The 17489-nt window shown below is 61.0% G+C and carries 17 protein-coding genes; 11 read left to right on the top strand and 6 right to left on the bottom strand.

Going from position 1 to position 17489, the window contains the following annotated elements; translation table 11 throughout:
• The 3 genes from LCM24_RS08310 to LCM24_RS08300 are packed head-to-tail and all read left to right on the top strand — an operon-like array spanning position 1 to position 1831.
• Positions 1 to 1068 carry a peptidylprolyl isomerase gene (locus LCM24_RS08310; RefSeq protein ID WP_224803606.1) on the top strand — a complete coding sequence of 356 codons (1068 nt, stop codon included), beginning with the start codon at positions 1 to 3 and terminating at the stop codon, positions 1066 to 1068.
• Positions 1065 to 1382, top strand: coding sequence for a DUF1905 domain-containing protein (locus LCM24_RS08305; RefSeq protein WP_224803605.1), 318 nt, complete (start codon positions 1065 to 1067; stop codon positions 1380 to 1382). The genes LCM24_RS08310 and LCM24_RS08305 overlap by 4 nt, the downstream gene beginning before the upstream one ends.
• Positions 1379 to 1831, top strand: a complete 453-nt coding sequence (locus LCM24_RS08300; protein WP_224803604.1) for an META domain-containing protein — start codon at positions 1379 to 1381, stop codon at positions 1829 to 1831. The genes LCM24_RS08305 and LCM24_RS08300 overlap by 4 nt, the downstream gene beginning before the upstream one ends.
• Here LCM24_RS08300 and LCM24_RS08295 read toward each other — a convergent pair.
• The 4 genes from LCM24_RS08295 to LCM24_RS08280 all read right to left on the bottom strand — a co-directional run bounded on the left by LCM24_RS08295 (position 1828) and on the right by LCM24_RS08280 (position 7303).
• Complete coding sequence (locus tag LCM24_RS08295) at positions 1828 to 2193, bottom strand: VOC family protein (RefSeq protein ID WP_090477756.1); 366 nt, start codon at positions 2191 to 2193, stop codon at positions 1828 to 1830. The two genes, LCM24_RS08300 and LCM24_RS08295, sit on opposite strands and share 4 nt — an antisense overlap.
• Positions 2190 to 4283, bottom strand: coding sequence for a RelA/SpoT family protein (locus tag LCM24_RS08290; protein ID WP_090477753.1), 2094 nt, complete (start codon positions 4281 to 4283; stop codon positions 2190 to 2192). Before LCM24_RS08290 ends, LCM24_RS08295 begins: the two co-directional genes overlap by 4 nt.
• A gap of 50 nt (positions 4284 to 4333) precedes the next feature.
• Positions 4334 to 5317, bottom strand: a complete 984-nt coding sequence (locus LCM24_RS08285; protein WP_224803603.1) for a hypothetical protein — start codon at positions 5315 to 5317, stop codon at positions 4334 to 4336.
• 87 nt (positions 5318 to 5404) lie between these two features.
• Entirely contained in the window at positions 5405 to 7303 is a 1899-nt protein-coding gene (locus LCM24_RS08280) for a M1 family metallopeptidase (protein WP_224803602.1), read from the bottom strand.
• Positions 7304 to 7480: 177 nt separating this feature from the next.
• On the opposite strand from LCM24_RS08280, the gene LCM24_RS08275 reads away from it, so the two are divergent.
• The gene (locus tag LCM24_RS08275) at positions 7481 to 8380 is read left to right on the top strand and encodes a family 16 glycosylhydrolase (protein WP_224803601.1); all 900 of its coding nucleotides are present in this window, start codon (positions 7481 to 7483) and stop codon (positions 8378 to 8380) included.
• On the opposite strand, the gene hemF is transcribed toward LCM24_RS08275, so the two are convergent.
• Positions 8381 to 9238, bottom strand: coding sequence for an oxygen-dependent coproporphyrinogen oxidase (gene hemF / locus LCM24_RS08270; RefSeq protein WP_224803600.1), 858 nt, complete (start codon positions 9236 to 9238; stop codon positions 8381 to 8383).
• 45 nt (positions 9239 to 9283) lie between these two features.
• Between hemF and pdeM the strand changes: the two genes are divergently transcribed.
• The 7 genes from pdeM (at position 9284) to LCM24_RS08235 (ending at position 17122) form a co-directional block, all read left to right on the top strand.
• Positions 9284 to 9985, top strand: coding sequence for a ligase-associated DNA damage response endonuclease PdeM (pdeM, locus tag LCM24_RS08265; protein ID WP_224803599.1), 702 nt, complete (start codon positions 9284 to 9286; stop codon positions 9983 to 9985).
• A 100-nt stretch (positions 9986 to 10085) separates the two neighbouring features.
• Positions 10086 to 10604: a translation initiation factor IF-3 gene (gene infC / locus LCM24_RS08260; RefSeq protein WP_090477735.1), complete on the top strand. Its 519-nt coding sequence runs from the start codon at positions 10086 to 10088 to the stop codon at positions 10602 to 10604.
• A gap of 230 nt (positions 10605 to 10834) precedes the next feature.
• Positions 10835 to 12031, top strand: a complete 1197-nt coding sequence (locus LCM24_RS08255) for a DUF547 domain-containing protein (RefSeq protein ID WP_224803598.1) — start codon at positions 10835 to 10837, stop codon at positions 12029 to 12031.
• 78 nt (positions 12032 to 12109) lie between these two features.
• Complete coding sequence (locus tag LCM24_RS08250; RefSeq protein ID WP_224803597.1) at positions 12110 to 13276, top strand: DUF547 domain-containing protein; 1167 nt, start codon at positions 12110 to 12112, stop codon at positions 13274 to 13276.
• A gap of 86 nt (positions 13277 to 13362) precedes the next feature.
• On the top strand, positions 13363 to 14772 hold the full coding sequence (locus LCM24_RS08245) for an SLC13 family permease (protein WP_224803596.1): 1410 nt from the start codon (positions 13363 to 13365) through the stop codon (positions 14770 to 14772).
• Positions 14773 to 14916: 144 nt separating this feature from the next.
• Entirely contained in the window at positions 14917 to 16230 is a 1314-nt protein-coding gene (locus LCM24_RS08240; protein ID WP_224803595.1) for a cystathionine gamma-synthase family protein, read from the top strand.
• A 1-nt stretch (position 16231) separates the two neighbouring features.
• Entirely contained in the window at positions 16232 to 17122 is an 891-nt protein-coding gene (locus tag LCM24_RS08235) for an ATP-grasp domain-containing protein (protein ID WP_224803594.1), read from the top strand.
• Positions 17123 to 17130: 8 nt separating this feature from the next.
• Here the strand turns inward: LCM24_RS08235 and LCM24_RS08230 are convergent, their stop codons facing one another.
• Positions 17131 to 17412 (bottom strand): PilZ domain-containing protein, encoded by a 282-nt coding sequence (locus LCM24_RS08230; protein WP_224803593.1) that lies wholly within the window; start codon positions 17410 to 17412, stop codon positions 17131 to 17133.
• Positions 17413 to 17489: the final 77 nt, after the last annotated feature.

Here is a 17489-nt window from a genome sequence, read left to right as displayed (position 1 = left end):
ATGAACAAACCCTTGATTTCGCTCGCCTCAGCGTTCGCTCTTACCGCTTCCTGGACCTCTCCGCTCGCAGCGCAGGAGGAGCCTGCCGGAGCCCCTTCGCCGAACGAGATCGTCGAAGGCGCCGAGGCCGAAGAGTGGGTTTCCATACCCGCTGAAGACCTTCTGGTGATGACCTTGGCGCCGTCCTCCGACGGGACGGAGCGAGAGGTTGTAATCCAACTCATGCCCGCTCCCTTCAGCCAAGGCTGGGTCGAGAACATCCGCACGCTCGCCCGCACGGGCTGGTACGATGACATCACCGTGAACCGCGTGCAGGACAATTACGTCGTCCAGTGGGGCGACCTCAATTACGACAACCCCGAAGCCGATGGCGAGCCCAAGCTATTGCCGGAAGGCCTTAAGGTAATGGACGAGAGCGCCTACACCGTACCCGCCAGCCATTACCGCTTCTACGGCAAGCCCGGCGGGAAGGTTCACGAGAGCCGCTCCACTCCGCCGCTCAAGATGGTCAACCTGTTCGGCCGCTATGCAGGCTATGACGGCTTTTCACAGGGCTGGCCTGTGGCGGGGAATAACTCCGCCGTGCCCGCGAAGAAGCGTAACGCCAGAGAAAATGCCTATAATAATTCACGTCCCGACCGCATCTGGCCGGTCCATTGCTACGGCATGGTTGGCGTCGGTCGCAACTATTCGCCTGACACGGGATCGGGCGCAGAACTCTACACCGTGATAGGTCACGCTCCGCGTCATCTCGACCGCAACATCGCGCTCGTCGGACGGATTATCGAAGGGATGGAGCATCTCTCATCGCTGCCGCGCGGATCGGGAGCGCTCGGTTTCTATACCGAGGAAGAAGCGGATAAGCGCACGCCCATCGTGACCGTGCGGCTGGCGAGCGACCTGCCTGCTGCAGAGCGCCCGACTTTCGAGTACCTGTCGACCGAGGGAGCGACCTTCGCCAAGTACGTCGCAGCGCGCGCCAATCGCCGCGATCCGTTCTTCATCGTGCCGGCAGGCGGCGCAGATATCTGCAATATCCCCGTGCCCATCCGCCGCGCGGGCGAGTGAGCGAAACCCTCACCTGCACCCTCCCCTTGCGCCAATGGCGGGGAGAGCGCGGGACCTATCATCTCGTGACGCTAACCGGCGAAGAGGCCGAGGCCATCGCCATGCACGAGACCCTCTCTCGCCTTGAATTCGGCAGCCGCCGGGGTTTCGGCTCGGTAAAGGTCATCGCCCGGATCGGCGGAACCCATTGGAAGACTTCGGTGTTTCCCCAGAACCGGAAGTCGGAATGGGTGCTGCTTGTGTCGAAGAAGGTGATGAAGCGGGAAGACCTTATCGTGGGTGATGAGCTCACTCTGGAACTCGAGCTCCTTTGAGCCGGAGCCAGCATCACAAACGCCTGGCATGGCTCACCGCGGGCGGGCTCGGCATCGCGCTGGTAGCGGTTATCGTGGACGTTACGCTGCCGCCGGGCGAGACCCTGTGGCACATGGTGGCCGCACCGGAAGAGGACGGAGGGTGGAAATTCGTCGAGATCGACGGGGTGGACGTGAGCGATGGCGGTTATTCTTTGGGCGTCCGCTGGGGCGAGATTTCCGGATTTCACGACGGGTGCAATTCGTGCGGCTTCGAAGATCTGGATCAACCACGCGGCGCCCTGGATCGGAGCATGATCTGCACCTTGCAGGCGTGTGAGGAAAAACCGAACGACGTATTGTTCGCGCGCTTTGCTTTTGGATCGCCGAAAATGCAGGTCGAAAACGATCGCCTGATCCTGACCCTGCCCGGCCATCGCGCCGTGCTGGTCCGTCCGCCCGCGCGCTAGAGCTTTTCCATCAATTCGATGCGGTTGCCGAAGGGGTCGTCCACGTCCCCGCGGCGATATCCTTCCAGTTCTTTGCCTGGCTTGAACTTGATCCCTGCGGCCTGGAGCTTGGCCACCAAGGCTCCGAGATTTTCGACCAGCAATGCAGGATGCGCACGCCGCGCTGGCAGGAATGCATCTTCCACACCGCAATGGATCGAGATGCCCTCGCCCTCGAACCAGCAGCCGCCGTTTACGGCCAGGTGGCCGGGTTTCGCCACTTCTTCTAGGCCCATCAGATCGCCCCAGAATTTGCGGGCGTGGACTTCGCCGCCATGGGGCATGGCGAGCTGGACGTGATCGATACCGGTTAGCAAGCTCATGCGCGCTCTGCCTGTGCGACGGAGTCACTGGCGCGCAGTGCGCTCAGGATACGGGTGAGGTGGGCGAGATCCTGCACCTCCAGATCGACTTCGTAAGTCGTGAAAGGATGGTCGAGCTGTACCTGCTCGAGACTTTTCACGTTCACGACATTCTTGGCAAAAATACCCGCCATCTCGGCCAACGTACCCGGACGGTCGTACAATGTAACCCTCAGGCGACCGACTGCCCCCCGCGATCGCTTGCCCCAAGACAGGTCGAGCCAATCGGTATCGATCCCGCTGGCAAGCTCATGGCAATCGATTGCATGAACCTCCACCCCTTCATTGGGTTTGCGAATACCGACAATGCGATCGCCGGGGACTGGGTGACAGCATTCCGCCAGCTTGTATCCAACTCCGGGAGTCAGGCCCCGGATGGACAGCGACTTTCCGCTGCGCAGCCATTCGGCATCGTCATCGGCCAGACCTTCGGTGCAGCCGGGGACGAGCGCCTCCATGACTTCGCGATCGGCGATCTTTGCCGATCCAATGGCATAGTAGAGGTCGTCCTCATCTTCCATCTCAAGCCGTGCGATCGCCGCGCGGAGGGCCTTCTTGCCGATCTTGGCCGGGACCCGTGAGGCGATCTCGTCGTAGAGTTTCTGTCCGATCTCGGCGACTTCGGCCCGTTCCTTCAATCGTACGGCGCGGCGGATCGCCGCACGGGCCTTGCCCGTCACGACGAAGCCGAGCCAGCTCATCTGCGGCTCTGCGTTCTTGCCCTTCAGGATTTCGACCACGTCGCCATTGTTGAGCTGTGTGCGCAGCGGCATGTGACGCCCGTTGATCTTCGCACCCACCGTCTGCGCGCCCAGATCGGTGTGCACTGCAAAGGCGAAATCGACCGCTGTCGAACCCTTGGGCAGCTGAAACAAAGCGCCTTTCGGGGTGAAAGCGAAAATGCGATCCTGGTAAATCGCCATGCGCGTATGCTCGAGCAGCTCTTCGGGATCGTGGCTGGCATCGACGATCTCGATCAGGTCGCGCAGCCAGCCGACCTGGCCGTCCGGCTTGTCGCCCTGTTTGTAAGCCCAGTGCGCAGCGAGGCCGAATTCGTTCGTCTGGTGCATTTCTCGCGTGCGGATCTGCACTTCGACGCGCATCGACTTGCCGTAGATCAGCGAGGTGTGGAGACTGCGATAACCGTTGGTCTTCGGCGTAGAAATGTAGTCCTTGAAGCGGCCCGGCAGGAACTGCCACGTCGTGTGCAGGACCCCCATCGCCCGGTAGCAGTCGGCCACGTTGTCCGTGATGATGCGGAAAGCCATGATATCGGTGACCTGTTCGAAGGACACGTGGCGTTCGGCCATCTTGCGCCAGATCGAATAGGGATGCTTCTCGCGGCCCGAAACCTCTACGGTGAGGCCTGCTTCCGCCAATGCATGCTTCATGTCGAGCGCGATGGCATCGACCTGTCCGCCATCCTCCTGCCTGATCTGGTCGAGGCGCTGGGTAATCGTCTCGTAGGCTTCCGGCTCGAGCTGTTCGAACGCCAGCATCTGCATTTCGCGCATGTATTCGTACATGCCGACGCGCTCTGCCAGCGGGGCGTAGATATCCATCGTTTCGCGTGCGATGCGCTGGCGCTTTTCCGGCTTCTTGATGAAGTGCAGCGTGCGCATGTTGTGCAGCCGGTCGCCCAGCTTGACGAGCAGCACGCGGATATCCTCGCTCATGGCGAGCAGGAACTTGCGCAGGTTTTCGGCAGCCCGTTCATTTTCGGGCATCTGCTCGATCTTGGAAAGCTTGGTCACGCCATCGACCAGCCGCGCAACGTCGCCGCCGAAATTCGCCTCGATATCGTCGATCGTGGCGAGCGTGTCCTCGACGGTATCGTGCAGGAGAGCAGTTGCGATCGTTTCTTGGTCGAGCTGCAAATCGGTCATCAGCCCTGCGACTTCGACCGGATGGCTGAAGTAGGGATCGCCGCTGGCCCGCGTCTGCGTGCCGTGCTTTTGTACGGTGTAGACATAGGCGCGGTTGAGCATCGCCTCGTCGGCGTCGGGGTCGTATTCCTTGACCCGTTCAACAAGTTCGTACTGTCGCAGCATCTCGGCTCACACGATGTGGCCAAAGCGTGCTGCAATGCAACGCAAAAATCTTACAGACGGGATTCGAGTGCCTCGATGAAGGGGGCCGGCTGATCGAGCCGGAAAGCGATCCTTCGTACCTCGCGCGAATTCCCGAACACGCCGGTATGCCGAATGGGCGTTCGCAGGCGCATGATAATGTTAGGATGCGAGAACAGCGCAGCGTTGAGGACATCCGCGCGATCTGCCTCGGCCTTGGTAATCGAAGGTTCCAACTCTTCGATCATATCGATCGGGACACGCAGGTCGATCAGCAATCCGGCGCGCACACGCACGTAATCCCCGTCCATCAGGACCGGATAGAGCCGGAAGCCTTTCATCAGCGCGATGAGGAACAAGGCGCCCCAGACGCCGAGCGCCAGCAGGACGAGCGCCGCAAGACGGCTCCAATGACTGACGAGAAGATCCACGACGACGATCTCGATCAGTTGCAGGACGAGGAAAGCCGCGATCATCGGGTTGATCACGCGGTGATAGGCAAAGCCTTGCGCGCCTTCGGGCACATGCGGCCGCGCGCGCCACTTGAAGAGTGCCAGGCGCATCATGCTGCTTTCAAACATCGCGAAGCGCACGAGATTGGCTGGCAACACCTCGCACGCCGCCAATTCGGCCGATCCGGTTCTACGATAGGTACGCAGCGCATCGGCAGCGCTCCACCCGAGGTAAGCGATCACCGTCAGCGCCATCGCGACCACGACCGCCCGCATGTCGAGCAAAGCCTCGCGCACCGGACCTGCGGCAGCCACTGTCGCGACGATGCAGCCTGCTGCGATCGTGCCCAACAGGACCCGCAGTCCGGGACGGTTTTTGGGGGCCTTGGCAATCGCGGCCAGGGTCAGCGCATCGGCGGCAATCCAGAGAAACAACAGTGCTGCGGTGCGCGGATGGCGCGCGGCGAGATCGCTATGGGTCGCAAGGCGAGCAGCGAGAATGGCCAGCAGCGGAGCGAGAAGGATCGCGATCGGGGCAAGACGGGCGGAAAGGCTTGAGGTCATTGCGCTTCTCCCTGTTCCCTCCTGCCTAATCGTTGATCATGGTCCGCTCAATGGCATTGGCTGCACCGCCGCGTGCAACGAACGCAATCAGTCCGCTGCCATTACCCGGTCCACTCCCGCACGTGTCACCGCGTGATAGCTGTCGCGGGTCTTTGCATAGATGCGCTGCGCGATAGGTCGCCCCCAGTCGCCCTGGTCCCAGAGAACGCCGAACAGCGGGCGAACGAACTTGGCGCGTCCGACACGGGCAAGGAACTCTTCGGCCAGGGGCACGGCGGGCGCATAACGATTTTCGAGCGCCATCTCGAGCCAGAGGAACAGGATCTCGTTATTGCCCGTGCCGGAAAAGCCGAGGCTGGCATCCAGTTGCGCGAGCTCCCGTGCCGAGAGAGTAGCGGGCAAATTGTCGAGAAAACGCATTTGCTCGGCAGCCGTCCAACCGGAGTAGGCGGCAGGGATAACCCGGCTTGCGGCATAGGCTTCTACGGCCGCGTCGACCGCCGCGAAGGCTGCGGGATCGGGCTTGGCCACGTTGGAGGGCAAGCCCGGCGCGAAAATCCAGTCGCGCAGCATCAGGGCCTTCGCCTCCTGTTCGGAAGCGACGAGGTTCTGCATCATGTCGTCATAGAACATCTCGCTGGTGGCAGGTTGGAAGGCGTGGTTGTCGAACCATTGCTGCAGCCAAGCGTCGAAGCGTTCGCGCCCGACGATGCGTTCGACCGTGCGCAGGAAAAATGCGCCCTTGTCATAAGCGATCGCGCTGCCAAGCTCGTACCCGCCATCGGTGCTGAGCGCCGTGCCAGGAGCGTCACTGCCGACCTCGGCCAGCACTTCCAGGATATTGGCGTACATCAGCGCAGCCTCCTGCTCGGCCCGCTTTTTTCCATAAACCGCCTCGACGATGCGGTTCTCGAAATAAGTGGTGACGCCTTCGTTGAGCCAGCTGTCGCCCCAGACCGCATTGGTCACGAGATTGCCCGACCAGCTATGCGCCAACTCGTGTGCGACGAGGCCGTTGTTCGAGCGGTCGCCGGCGATGAAGGTGGGGGTTAGGAATGTCATGACCGGGTTTTCCATTCCCCCGTAAGGGAATGCAGGCGGCAGGACGATCATGTCATAGCGGCCCCAGCGATACTCGCCGTAAAGCTCTTCCGCAGCGACGACCATTTCCTCGGTATCACCTACTTCTGCATAAGCGCGCGGGAGGACAGAAGGCTCTGCCCAGACGCCCGTGCGCGGACCGATGGCGCGAAAATCGATGTCTCCTGCTGCAATCGCGATCAGGTAGGGCGGCACAGGCTTGTCCATCACGAAGCGGAATGCACGGCGGCCATCACCGAGGTCTTCCGGTTCGCCCTGCGCCACCCCGCTCATCACCACGTCGAGCGGCTTGGGCGCGGTGATCCGGGCTTCCCAGGTCTGGCGGATGCCGGGGCTGTCCTGCGTGGGGATCCAAGTGCGGTTTAGGATCGCCTGGCCCTGGCTGAAGAGGAAAGGATATTCACCACCGGCGGTTTGTTCGGGCGAAAGCCATTGCAGCGCCTCGGCATCCGCAGGCGCCATGTAATGGATGCGAACGTTGCGTACGCCATTGAGCATCACGGTCAGCGGAGCGCCCTTGCCTCCCTCTTCCACCTGCTCACCGATTTCGAATGTCAGATCGCGGCCAACGTGATCCGTAACGCGCGAGATTTCGAGGCCGTTGGTGTCGAGCACGAGCCTTTCATCACCGGGATCGGCGAGGATGCGAAGGTCCGCGGTCCCACCGACGCGCTTCGCCGCGAAATCGAGCGCGAGGTCGAGCGCAACATGCGTGACGCGAGCCTTTTCGGGCTCTGCATAGGTGAGATTGTCCTGCGCCTCCGGCGTGGTGAGGATGGGTGCCACCATCGGTTCAGTCACGATAGGCATGCCGTCACGATCTTCCATCGTGGTGCAGGCCGCAGTTGCAAGAAGGATGGCGATGCCGGATGCGAGGCGGTACATAGAACTCTCCGAACAGGATGCGCCCCTTCGGTTTGGACGCGTATTTCAAATCCTTGCGCCCTATCCACGATCCCGGCACAGCTTTCCACCCCGCGCATTGAATTCGTAACCACGGGGCTCGCAAAAGGCACTCGATCGCGTATTGTGAACGTTATCAGAACTCTCGGAGAGGCATTTATGACCCGCCATTGGACCTTAGCACTCGCATCCGCCCTCACGCTCGGCACCGCGCCGGCGGCACACGCGCACAATCAAGATGCGGGCGAGGCGTTGGCCCAGGCACTTGCGCCGGAGCGCGAGCTGATCTTCGCAGACGAATTCAACGACGGCGCGCTCGACCGAGACAAGTGGATCGTCATCGGCCCCGATTTCTGGGTGAACAACGAACAGCAGGCCTACATCGACGATCCTTCGGTGATCGCCTTCACGGATGATGCAGCAGGTGCCGAAGGTGGCGCGCTGATCCTGCGCCCGGTTTTCACGCCCGGCGCCGACACGAAAGAGGATCGCAAAGCGCCTTTCGTTTCGGGCCGGATAGAAAGCCAGGGCAAGTTCGACTTCATGCATGGCCGGGCAGAAGCGCGCATCAAGCTGCCCGACAATGTCGGCGTTTGGCCAGCTTTCTGGCTGCTGGGCAACGACAAGTGGCCTGGCACGGGTGAGATCGACATCATGGAGTACGTCGGAGAGAAGGACTGGATCGGCGTCGCTCTTCACGGCCCCGGCTACTCGGGCGAAACGCCCATCGTGAACAAGTTCTTCTTTCCCGAAGGCGTCGATGTCACCCAATGGCATACCTACGCTGTCGAATGGACCGACACGCAGATCGATTTCCTGATCGACGACCACGTCCTTTATCGCGTCACCAAGCCAATGGTCGAAAACTATGGCGACTGGCGCTTCGACAACGAAAAGTACCTGATCCTGAATTTCGCGATGGGCGGGGCCTATCCGTTCAAGACGAACCGTATCGAGAAACCTTATCCGGGCATTCCCGCCGAGACGGTAGAAGCCGTGAAGCGCGGCGAAGTTGAAATGCTCGTCGACTGGGTGCGCGTTTACTCACCGGCCGAGTAGTCAGCTCCACGTCGCCTCGGGCGGCAGGCTCATCAGGATGGCATCGATATTGCCGCCCGTCTTGAGGCCGAAGAGTGTGCCCCGGTCATAGACAAGATTGAATTCGGCATAGCGGCCGCGCCATTCGAGTTGTTGGCGCCTGTCCGCATCGTCGAATTCGCTGCCCATGCGCCGGCGCACCAGCTGCGGGAAAATGTCGAGGAAAGCTTCACCGACATCCTTGGTGAAAGCCAGATTGCGCTCGAACGCGGCGTTGTCTTCGCATTCCAGGTGATCGTAGAAGATGCCCCCTACCCCGCGATGCACACCGCGGTGGGGAATGTAGAAATAGTCGTCCGCCCATTTTTTGAATCGGTCGTAATAGGTCGGGTTATGGGCCGCACATGCAGCGCGGAAGCGGGCGTGGAAGTCCTCGGTATCCTCTTCATAGGGCAGCGGAGGATTAAGGTCCGCACCGCCGCCGAACCAGGCTTTGCTGGTCGTCAGGAAGCGGGTGTTCATGTGGACCGCGGGCACATGCGGATTGGCCATATGTGCGACGAGGCTGATGCCGGTCGCGGAGAAACCGGGATTTTCGGCCGTCGCGCCGTTGATCGAACCGGCAAATTCGGGCGCGAAATTGCCCCGGACGGTGGAGACGTTCACGCCGACTTTCTCGAAGACCTTGCCTTTCATCAACCCCCGCGTGCCGCCACCGGGATCGGTGTTGCCTTCCTCTTCGCGTTGCCAGCTATCGTACTGGAACTGCGCATCCGATCCGGCTTCGCGCTCGATCGCTTCGAACTCGGCGCAGATGCGGTCGCGCAGGGTCTCGAACCAGCTGCGTGCTGCTTGGGTATTCTCGGTCCAGTCGGTCATGCGAGAGGCCTTGCCATTCGCAGGCAGCTACGGCAATAGCGAGCCATGGTTCCCCTTTCGTTCGCTGGCGAGGAATGGCTCCTCACGGAGGGTCGTGCGCTCTATTGGCCGCGCGAGCGTGCCCTGCTGGTCGCCGACCTTCACCTCGAAAAGGGCAGCTTTTTTGCAGGGCACGGCCAGATGATCCCGCCCTACGACAGCCGCGAGACGCTGGAACGTGTGGCGCTCGCGATCAAGGAGACGGGCGCCCGGCGGGTCATCACGCTGGGCGACAATTTTCACGATTCGCAAGGGTCCGCCCGGCTCGAACCGCACGCTTGCGGCATGCTGGAAGCTCTCACCAAAGCCGTCGACTGGGTCTGGATAACGGGCAACCACGATCCCGACATGGAGACGCGTTGCGGAGGCACGCTGGCCGAAGAGTTGGAGATCGGCGGCACGATACTGCGCCACCGTGCCAAGAAAGGGGAGAACCGACCGGAGCTGTCGGGTCACTACCACCCCCGCCTCCAACTCAAGATCCGCCAGCGCATGATCCGCCGCCCTTGCGCCGTCGTCAGCGCCAATGAAGGCGCCGACGGAAAACCCAGCGGGCGAATGATCCTCCCGGCATTCGGAGCTTACACCGGCGGCATGAACGCGGCAGACCCGGCAATCCTGAAGGCGCTGCAGCCTGCCGAACGCATCGACGCCGTGGTTCCGGCGAAGGGCAAACTGGCCCGTTTCCCGCTATGGAAGGCCGCATAGCTATCACCACTAGCGGTTTGCGGTGTTTCTCACTACATAGCCACCACACAAAACGGCAGAATCAGGAGAATGCCCCATAGCCCGTCCACCCCGGCGCAGCATGCAAATGCCCGTGAAAAGCGGCCCGCGCTACGATAACATGATCAATGTCCCCAAGGTCCGCGTGATCGATCACGAAGGTGAGAACCTGGGGGTGATGTACACCCGCGAAGCGACCGAGCAGGCCAACGAACTGGGCCTCAACCTCGTCGAAGTGAGCCCAAATGCGGACCCGCCGGTGTGCAAGTTCCTCGATGTCGGCAAATATCGCTACGAGGCGCAGAAAAAGGCGAACCTCGCACGCAAGACGCAGAAGACCCAGGACATCAAAGAGGTCAAGATGCGCCCGAACATCGACACGCACGACTATGACGTGAAGATGCGCAATGTCGTGAAGTTCATCGAAAACGGGGACAAGGTGAAGTGCACTCTGCGCTTCCGTGGCCGTGAAATGGCGCACCAGCAGCTGGGTATGGACCTGCTCAACCGCGTGCGCGACGACGTGGAAGAGATCGCCAAGGTGGAAAGCTTCCCGCGCCTCGAGGGACGCCAGATGCTGATGGTGCTGGCTCCGAAGTAAGCAAGTTTGCTTGACGATTTTAAGAGGCGGGGCGTCACTTGGTGATTGCTCCGCCTCTTTGCTTCAGGCGGGCCGGTCTGCCACGAACGCTCATCTTACATCGACGAAAGGCATGGGTTCATCGGCAAGCCACATGGCTTTGTTATTGAAGAAGCTTGTAATGTCACTGGCACGTTGAACGCATTACCACGTATTAATTGCAGCCATTGCTATTTCGACAGGGATTGACCGTGAAAAACCGCTTTATTTGTTCCGCAGCCCTGCTCGCAGCTTTCGCGACTTCCGCCCCGGCACTGGCTCAGGAGCAAACGCCGTACGTAGCGTCCGATGCTGCAACGACCGCTGGTGATTTCGACAAGTTCGTCCCTCGCCCGTCGAAACAGACCGCACTCGACTACGCCATCTGGCAGGACGCGCTGCAGTACATGGTACTGCGCATGGGCCTGTCGACCCGTGATGGCGCGACCCGTCCGGACCCGACCCTTGGAAGCCGCCGTGTCTGGGGTCATGATTCCCGTGTCAGGATGGAAGGCAACCGCATTCCCTTCTCCCTGATGGACGAAGCTGCGATCGCGACTTTCACCGAATACCGCCAGGATCTGGAGCAGATCGGGACGCAGCTGGACATCGCCAGCCTGCCCCGCGACGAACAGCTCGCGTACTGGATCAATTTGCACAATGTCGCGATGATCGAACAGATCGCGCTCAATTACCCGGTCAAGGCGCCGTCGCGCCTGCTGCTCGGTGAGAACAAGACACCGCTGGATGTCACTCCGTTCATCACCGTGGCCGGCGTGTCGATGAGTCCCAAAGATATCCGCACGCGGATCGTTTATCCGAATTGGAAGGATCCCAAGGTCATCTACGGCTTCTTCCGCGGCGATGTGGGCAGCCCGTCAATCCAGCGCGAAGCGCACACCGCAGAAAACATCGACCGTCTGCTTCTCGAAGGAGCGAACGAATTCGTGAACTCGCTCCGCGGCGTCGAAGGATATGGCAAGAACCTGCTAGTTTCTGCGATCTACGAAGAGGCGGCGCCGTTCTACTTCCCTCAGATGGGCGCAGACCTGAAACAGCATCTCTCGCGTTACGCGGAAGAAGAGGTGAAGGAACTGCTCGCCTCCAAGTCGGAAGTGAAGGTCAACCAGTACGAAGAGACCGTCGCCGATCTCGCGGGCGGCCAGCGCGAACCGACATACAACACGGTATACAGCGATGGGCAGGCCGTCGGTTTTCGCATTCCTTCCTCGGTCGCCCGCTACTTGGCCGAGCGCACCCAGAAATACGAGAAGCTCCGCAAGGAAGGCCGCACCGGCCGTGTCTTCATCATGCCGGGTGACGGGAGCGACCTGATCGGTGCCGAGGGCGAGGAAACGCAGGACGAGGAAACCGTGACCGAAACGGTCGAAAGCCCCTCCGCCGGCTGATGCATGAGATGACGTTTCGGAGAGGGCCGAACAACTAAGGGGAGAAGCGCAATGCACCGGAGGTTTGTAGCTATCGCGATGGCAGGTGGTATCCTGCCGCTCTCGATATGGACTATGCCGGCCTTCGCTGCGGCCGACCCCTCATCCCGCTCTGCCGTGCAAGCGGACGATACACTTGCCACTCGGTTTGCCCCTTCTACATCGTCGGAAGATGTTCGGATCGACTATACCGCCTGGGACGAGGCATTGCGGTACTTCGTCTTTCATATGGGACCATCGGAACGTCGATTCATGTCGCGGGTGGAGCCCGAAACCGGCACTCGCGATATCAAGGGTCACAACTCCGGCTTGCGGCTCGAAGGCAATCGCGTCGCGTTTTCCTTTCTGGAAGACCAACATCGGGAGGCGCTGACGGCCTACCGGCAGGAACTCGAGGCCCTGGGTGGTCAGCTCGACATCACGGCCCTGCCTCGAAATGAACAACTCGCCTACTGGCTCAACCTGCACAATGTCGCGGTAATCGAGCAGATCGCACTGGCGTATCCGCTAAGCCAGCCTTCGAAGCTCAAGGTAGGTGAAGAGGGTGAGCTTCTCGACGAAGCCAAGTTCCTCAACGTTGGAGGCACCGCTCTCAGCCTCAAAGATATCCGTACTCGGATCGTCTATCCCAACTGGAAGGATCCACGCGTCATCTATGGGTTCTTCCGGGGTGAAATAGGCGGACCCACGATCCAGCGGACGGCTTTCAATGCCGACAATTTGAACCTCTTGCTCCACAGCTCGGCAATCGATTTCGTCAACTCGATGCGCGGTATCGAGAAACGGGGCAAGACCCTGCACGTCTCGCGACTGTTCGAAGAGGCGATGCCATTCTATTTCGCCGAGGACGGCGCGCTGCGCACGCATTTGGAAAAATTCGCGAGCGAGGAGGTGCGCGCCGAAATCGTCAGGACCAGCGAGATCAGGCCCTCCATCTACGAATACGATATCTCCGATTTGGCCAAGGGTGACCGGGTGCCGGAGTATCAGGAAGTCGGACAGATACTCGACCCCTACGGTTTCGGCGTGGATAGCCTACTCCCACGCTATAAGCCGCTTGGTGTGCCCATACACATTGCCAGGGTGGTGGAGGAAAAAGTCGATAAGCTCAATCGCATGCGCAAGAAAGGCGAACTGCGGGGACGCGTCTACTTTATCGATCCGAACGACCCGAGCGCTACTGCTATCGGCAGCGAAATCGAATGATCGCCAGATAACCCGTTGCCGAAATCCCGATTGGCCTAGCCTGCCGTAGGTGTTAGCCCGCCCGATATGATGGGATGGGGATTTCAATGACCGCAGGGCGGATTGGCCTATTGTTGGGCGCAATTGCGCTTCTTTGCGGTATTTTTGCGCCGCTGCCCGCCGGAATGTCGCGCGAAGCCGGTGTCGTCGCGGGCCTCGTGGTGCTGATGGCAGCATGGTGGATGACAGAGGCGATGCCGCTCACGGCAACGGCGCTGATGCCCTTCCTAGTGTTGCCTTTTGCCGGAGTGATGGATGCGAAGGCAACGGCTAGTGCCTATTACTCTCCAATCCTATTCCTGATCCTGGGTGGAGCTTTCATCGCCCTTGCGATCGAACGGACCGGCCTTCATCGCCGCCTTGCACTGTCTTTGCTCAAAGCGGTCGGATCCGGCAGTCAGACCGGCGTGCTGCTTGCTTTCATGATCACGGCAGCGATCCTTTCCATGCTGATCTCCAACACCTCGACGGCGCTCATCATGATGCCGATGGCAGTCGCGGTGCTGGCGGGCGGAGGCCTCGCCGATAGCGAACAGGAGGGGCTCGCCGGTGCCCTCCCCATGGGTATCGCATTCGCGGCCAGCATCGGCGGGCTTGGCACGCTGGTCGGATCGCCCACGAACGCGATTGCGGTGGGGCTGCTCGACACGCTTACCGGCACCCGTATCACCTTTGCAGACTGGGCGTTCTACGGTTTGCCCGTGGTTGCAGTCGGTATCCCGATCGCCGCATGGTTGATCGCCCGCGTGCAGCGTGTAGCCGAACATCCCTTCGATACGAAAGCCGCCAGGGCGGCCATCGACACGCACACTGCATGGTCCAGCGCGGAGCGGCGGCTTGTCCCCCTGATCATCGTGACATTCCTGCTCTGGATGGGGCAGCGCTGGATTGCACCGTACCTGCCGGCAGGATCGTTGACCGACGGCACCATCGCCATCGGCATGAGCCTGCTCCTGTTCCTGCTTCCCGACGGGACGGGCCGCCCCATGCTGAAATGGGAGGAGGCCGACAGGGCTCCGTGGGGCGTCATCATGATGTTCGGGGGTGGCCTCGCCCTCGCGGCAGGAATGTCGGCCAGCGGACTTGCCGACTGGCTCGGCAATGCGCTTCTGCCGCTGGAAAGCTGGCCCATGGTTCTGGTAGCGCTGGCGATCGTTGCGATGGTTGTCCTCATCACCGAATTTGCGAGCAACGTTGCGACGGCCAGCGGGATCATTCCCGTCGTGGCGAGCCTGGTGGTGGCCCTTGGCGCCGACCCGGTCCTGCTCGCGATGCCGGCCGCGCTCGCCGCAAGTTGGGGTTTCATGCTGCCTGCCGGGACCGGGCCCAATGCAATCGCCTGGGCCACCGGCCGGATAAGGATCGAGCGCATGGTGAAGGCCGGAATCCTGCTCGACCTCGTGGGCATTTTCCTGATCGTCTTCGTCGTTTGGGGAATGGCCTCGCTTGCCGCTTGAAAAGGCGCCTGACGCTCCGTAATCCACGCCGCATTGCCACGGCATGCGGAGAAGCGTTCCTGCGGAGGTTAGGAACGGGTGCCGCATGGCCCCAAATTCAGCTCCCGCCTTCCTGGGAGCGACGTTGCAGGAAGGATGCTCCCCATGAGCGACAATGATATCGATCCCGTCAGCCCCCGCATGGCGCCCAAGCGCAAGATCCCCGAAGTGGGCGGACGCCCCCTAAAGCCCAGCACCCTGATGATGGGTCATGGCTTTGACCCCACTCTTTCGGAAGGTAGCCTCAAGGCTCCGATCTTCCTTACTTCGACTTTCGCGTTCCCGAGCGCAGCGGACGGCAAGCGACATTTCGAAGGCATCACCGGCAAGCGCCCGGGTGGTGCGGACGGGCTTGTCTATTCGCGCTTCAACGCGCCCAACCAGGAAATTCTCGAAGATCGCCTTGCTGTGTGGGACGGAGCGGAAGAGGCGCTGAGCTTCTCCAGCGGGATGACCGCAATCGCCGTGCTTTTGCTGGCCGCGTGCAAGGCGGGCGATGTGATCGTCCACTCGGGCCCCCTGTATGCCGCATCGGAAGGTTTCATTGCCAAGACGCTGGCGAAGTACGGCGTGACCTATATCGACTTTCCCGCCGGTGCGAGCCGCGAGCAGCTCGACGAGGTAATGGTCCGCGCGAAAGCCATGGCCGAAGAACAGGGCGGCGAAGTGCCGATGATCTACCTCGAAAGCCCGGGCAACCCGACCAATGCGCTGGTCGACATCGAAGCTGTCAAGGAAGCGCGCGATGCGCATTTCGATCCGGACAAGTGCTCGATCGCAATCGATAACACCTTCCTCGGCCCACTATGGCAGCGCCCGCTGGATCACGGTGCCGACCTCGTGGTCTATTCGCTGACAAAATATGTCGGCGGTCACTCCGATCTGGTCGCCGGCAGCGTCTCAGGTAAGAAGCGGTTCATCGATGCCATCCGCATGCTGCGCAACACCATGGGCGGCATCTGCGATCCGAACACCGCCTGGATGCTATGCCGCAGCCTCGAAACCGTCGAATTGCGCATGCAGCGTGCGGGCGAGAATGCAGAGAAGGTCTGCGATTTCCTTGCCAAGCACCCGAAGGTCGAAGGGCTGGGCTATCTCGGCATGATCAAGGATGCACGCCAGCAGGACATCTACGATCGTCACTGCATGGGTGCAGGCAGCACCTTCTCATTGCTGCTCAAGGGCGGCGAAGCCGAGTGTTTCCGTTTCCTCGATGCGCTCAAGATCGCCAAGCTCGCGGTTAGCCTCGGCGGAACCGAGACCCTGGCGAGCCACCCGGCCTCGATGACGCATCTTTCGGTTGCCGAGGGCCGCCGTGCCGAACTGGGCATTTCGGACAATCTTGTGCGCATTTCCATCGGTATCGAGGATGCGGACGACCTGATTGCCGACTTCGAACAGGCACTGGAAGCGGTCTAGAATGGCGACACGCATCGGCTTCCTGGCCTGTGCGGATACGCTTCCGGGCGCGGGCGAACGTCGCGGCGATGCATTCGAGCACGATCTCGTGACGGCTGCGCTGCGTCCGGCATTCGAAGGGGCCGGGCTGGAGTTGGTTGAAATCGACTGGCGGGCACCGCTGGAAGATTTCGCCAACATCCCGCTCGTCCTGCTCGGGACGGCATGGGATTATCAGGATCATCCGGACGAATTCCTTGCCAAGCTCGACCAGCTGGATGCAGGCGGCGTCGCGGTCCACAATCCCCCTGCGATCGTGCGGTGGAATGCCGACAAGAGGTATCTGAAAGACCTGGCCGCCAAGGGTGCGGCCACCGTGCCAACCCTGTGGCTGGAGAGGATCGACGCGGCGGGAGTGAGCGACGCGATGGATCTTTTCGGCGTCGACCGGGTCGTTGTGAAACGCCAGGTCGGTGCCGGAGGACTGGGGCAGTTCAGCTTTTCGCGTAGCGATTCTCCCAACGCCGACTGGAGCATGGGGCGGCCTTGCATGGTGCAGCCGTTCCTGCCGAGCGTAGTCGAAGAGGGAGAATACACTTTCTTCTTCATCGATGGCGACTTCTCGCACGGCGTTCTCAAGCGCGCAGCTGAGGGAGAATACCGGATCCAGTCGCTCTACGGTGGGTATGAGTGCGATTACACTCCATCCCCTGCTGATCTGGCAACAGCGAGCGCTGTCGTCGATGCCCTGCCCTTCGCTCAACCGCTCTATTGCCGAATCGACATGGCACGCCTTCCTGACGGCAATCTTGCGGTAATGGAGGCGGAAATGATCGAGCCTTATTACTATCCTGAGCAGGGTCCAGAGCTCGGGCCGCGCATGGGGGCAGCTATCCGTGCCCGCCTGGCTTGAAGCCAATCCTACATTTCGAGTGCTGTCATAACCCTTGCCGGGAGAGACCTGGTAAATTGCACGCCCGCCTGCCCGCCACGCGTCCAGACCACCTCCCCGGCAAAGGCCAGGCGATCGTCCAGTTCGAAGATGATCGTAGAACCTATCTGAACGACGCCATCGAACAATTCCATCCGGCATCCGCTGGCTGAGATATCGCACAGGATCGCCCGCTCGCGCTGGCGTTGCACGATGCAGTCGATGACGAGGTTGCTCGCCGTCCGGTCGAAGATGCGTTGTTGCATGGTCATGGCTAGTTCCACGACCTTATATTTAACAAAAAGCAATAAAGGGTAAACGCGGGCTTCACCATCGAAAGCCGCAAATA

Origin of the sequence: Qipengyuania aquimaris, assembly GCF_020171965.1 — a bacterium.
GTDB classification, from domain to species: Bacteria; Pseudomonadota; Alphaproteobacteria; order Sphingomonadales; family Sphingomonadaceae; genus Qipengyuania; species Qipengyuania aquimaris_A.
The sequence above is the reverse complement of the archived record's forward strand: the minus strand, read 5'-3'. Positions and strand labels throughout refer to the sequence as shown.

Excerpts from the sequence above, each read along its gene's own strand:
- LCM24_RS08310 (WP_224803606.1), top strand. The coding sequence starts at position 1 with ATGAACAAACCCTTGATTTCGCTCGCCTCAGCGTTCGCTCTTACCGCT.
- LCM24_RS08295 (WP_090477756.1), bottom strand. The coding sequence starts at position 2,193 with ATGAGCTTGCTAACCGGTATCGATCACGTCCAGCTCGCCATGCCCCAT.
- LCM24_RS08290 (WP_090477753.1), bottom strand. The coding sequence starts at position 4,283 with ATGCTGCGACAGTACGAACTTGTTGAACGGGTCAAGGAATACGACCCC.
- LCM24_RS08285 (WP_224803603.1), bottom strand. The coding sequence starts at position 5,317 with ATGACCTCAAGCCTTTCCGCCCGTCTTGCCCCGATCGCGATCCTTCTC.
- LCM24_RS08280 (WP_224803602.1), bottom strand. The coding sequence starts at position 7,303 with ATGTACCGCCTCGCATCCGGCATCGCCATCCTTCTTGCAACTGCGGCC.
- LCM24_RS08275 (WP_224803601.1), top strand. The coding sequence starts at position 7,481 with ATGACCCGCCATTGGACCTTAGCACTCGCATCCGCCCTCACGCTCGGC.
- hemF (WP_224803600.1), bottom strand. The coding sequence starts at position 9,238 with ATGACCGACTGGACCGAGAATACCCAAGCAGCACGCAGCTGGTTCGAG.
- pdeM (WP_224803599.1), top strand. The coding sequence starts at position 9,284 with ATGGTTCCCCTTTCGTTCGCTGGCGAGGAATGGCTCCTCACGGAGGGT.
- infC (WP_090477735.1), top strand. The coding sequence starts at position 10,086 with ATGCAAATGCCCGTGAAAAGCGGCCCGCGCTACGATAACATGATCAAT.
- LCM24_RS08250 (WP_224803597.1), top strand. The coding sequence starts at position 12,110 with ATGGCAGGTGGTATCCTGCCGCTCTCGATATGGACTATGCCGGCCTTC.
- LCM24_RS08245 (WP_224803596.1), top strand. The coding sequence starts at position 13,363 with ATGACCGCAGGGCGGATTGGCCTATTGTTGGGCGCAATTGCGCTTCTT.
- LCM24_RS08240 (WP_224803595.1), top strand. The coding sequence starts at position 14,917 with ATGAGCGACAATGATATCGATCCCGTCAGCCCCCGCATGGCGCCCAAG.
- LCM24_RS08235 (WP_224803594.1), top strand. The coding sequence starts at position 16,232 with ATGGCGACACGCATCGGCTTCCTGGCCTGTGCGGATACGCTTCCGGGC.
- LCM24_RS08230 (WP_224803593.1), bottom strand. The coding sequence starts at position 17,412 with ATGACCATGCAACAACGCATCTTCGACCGGACGGCGAGCAACCTCGTC.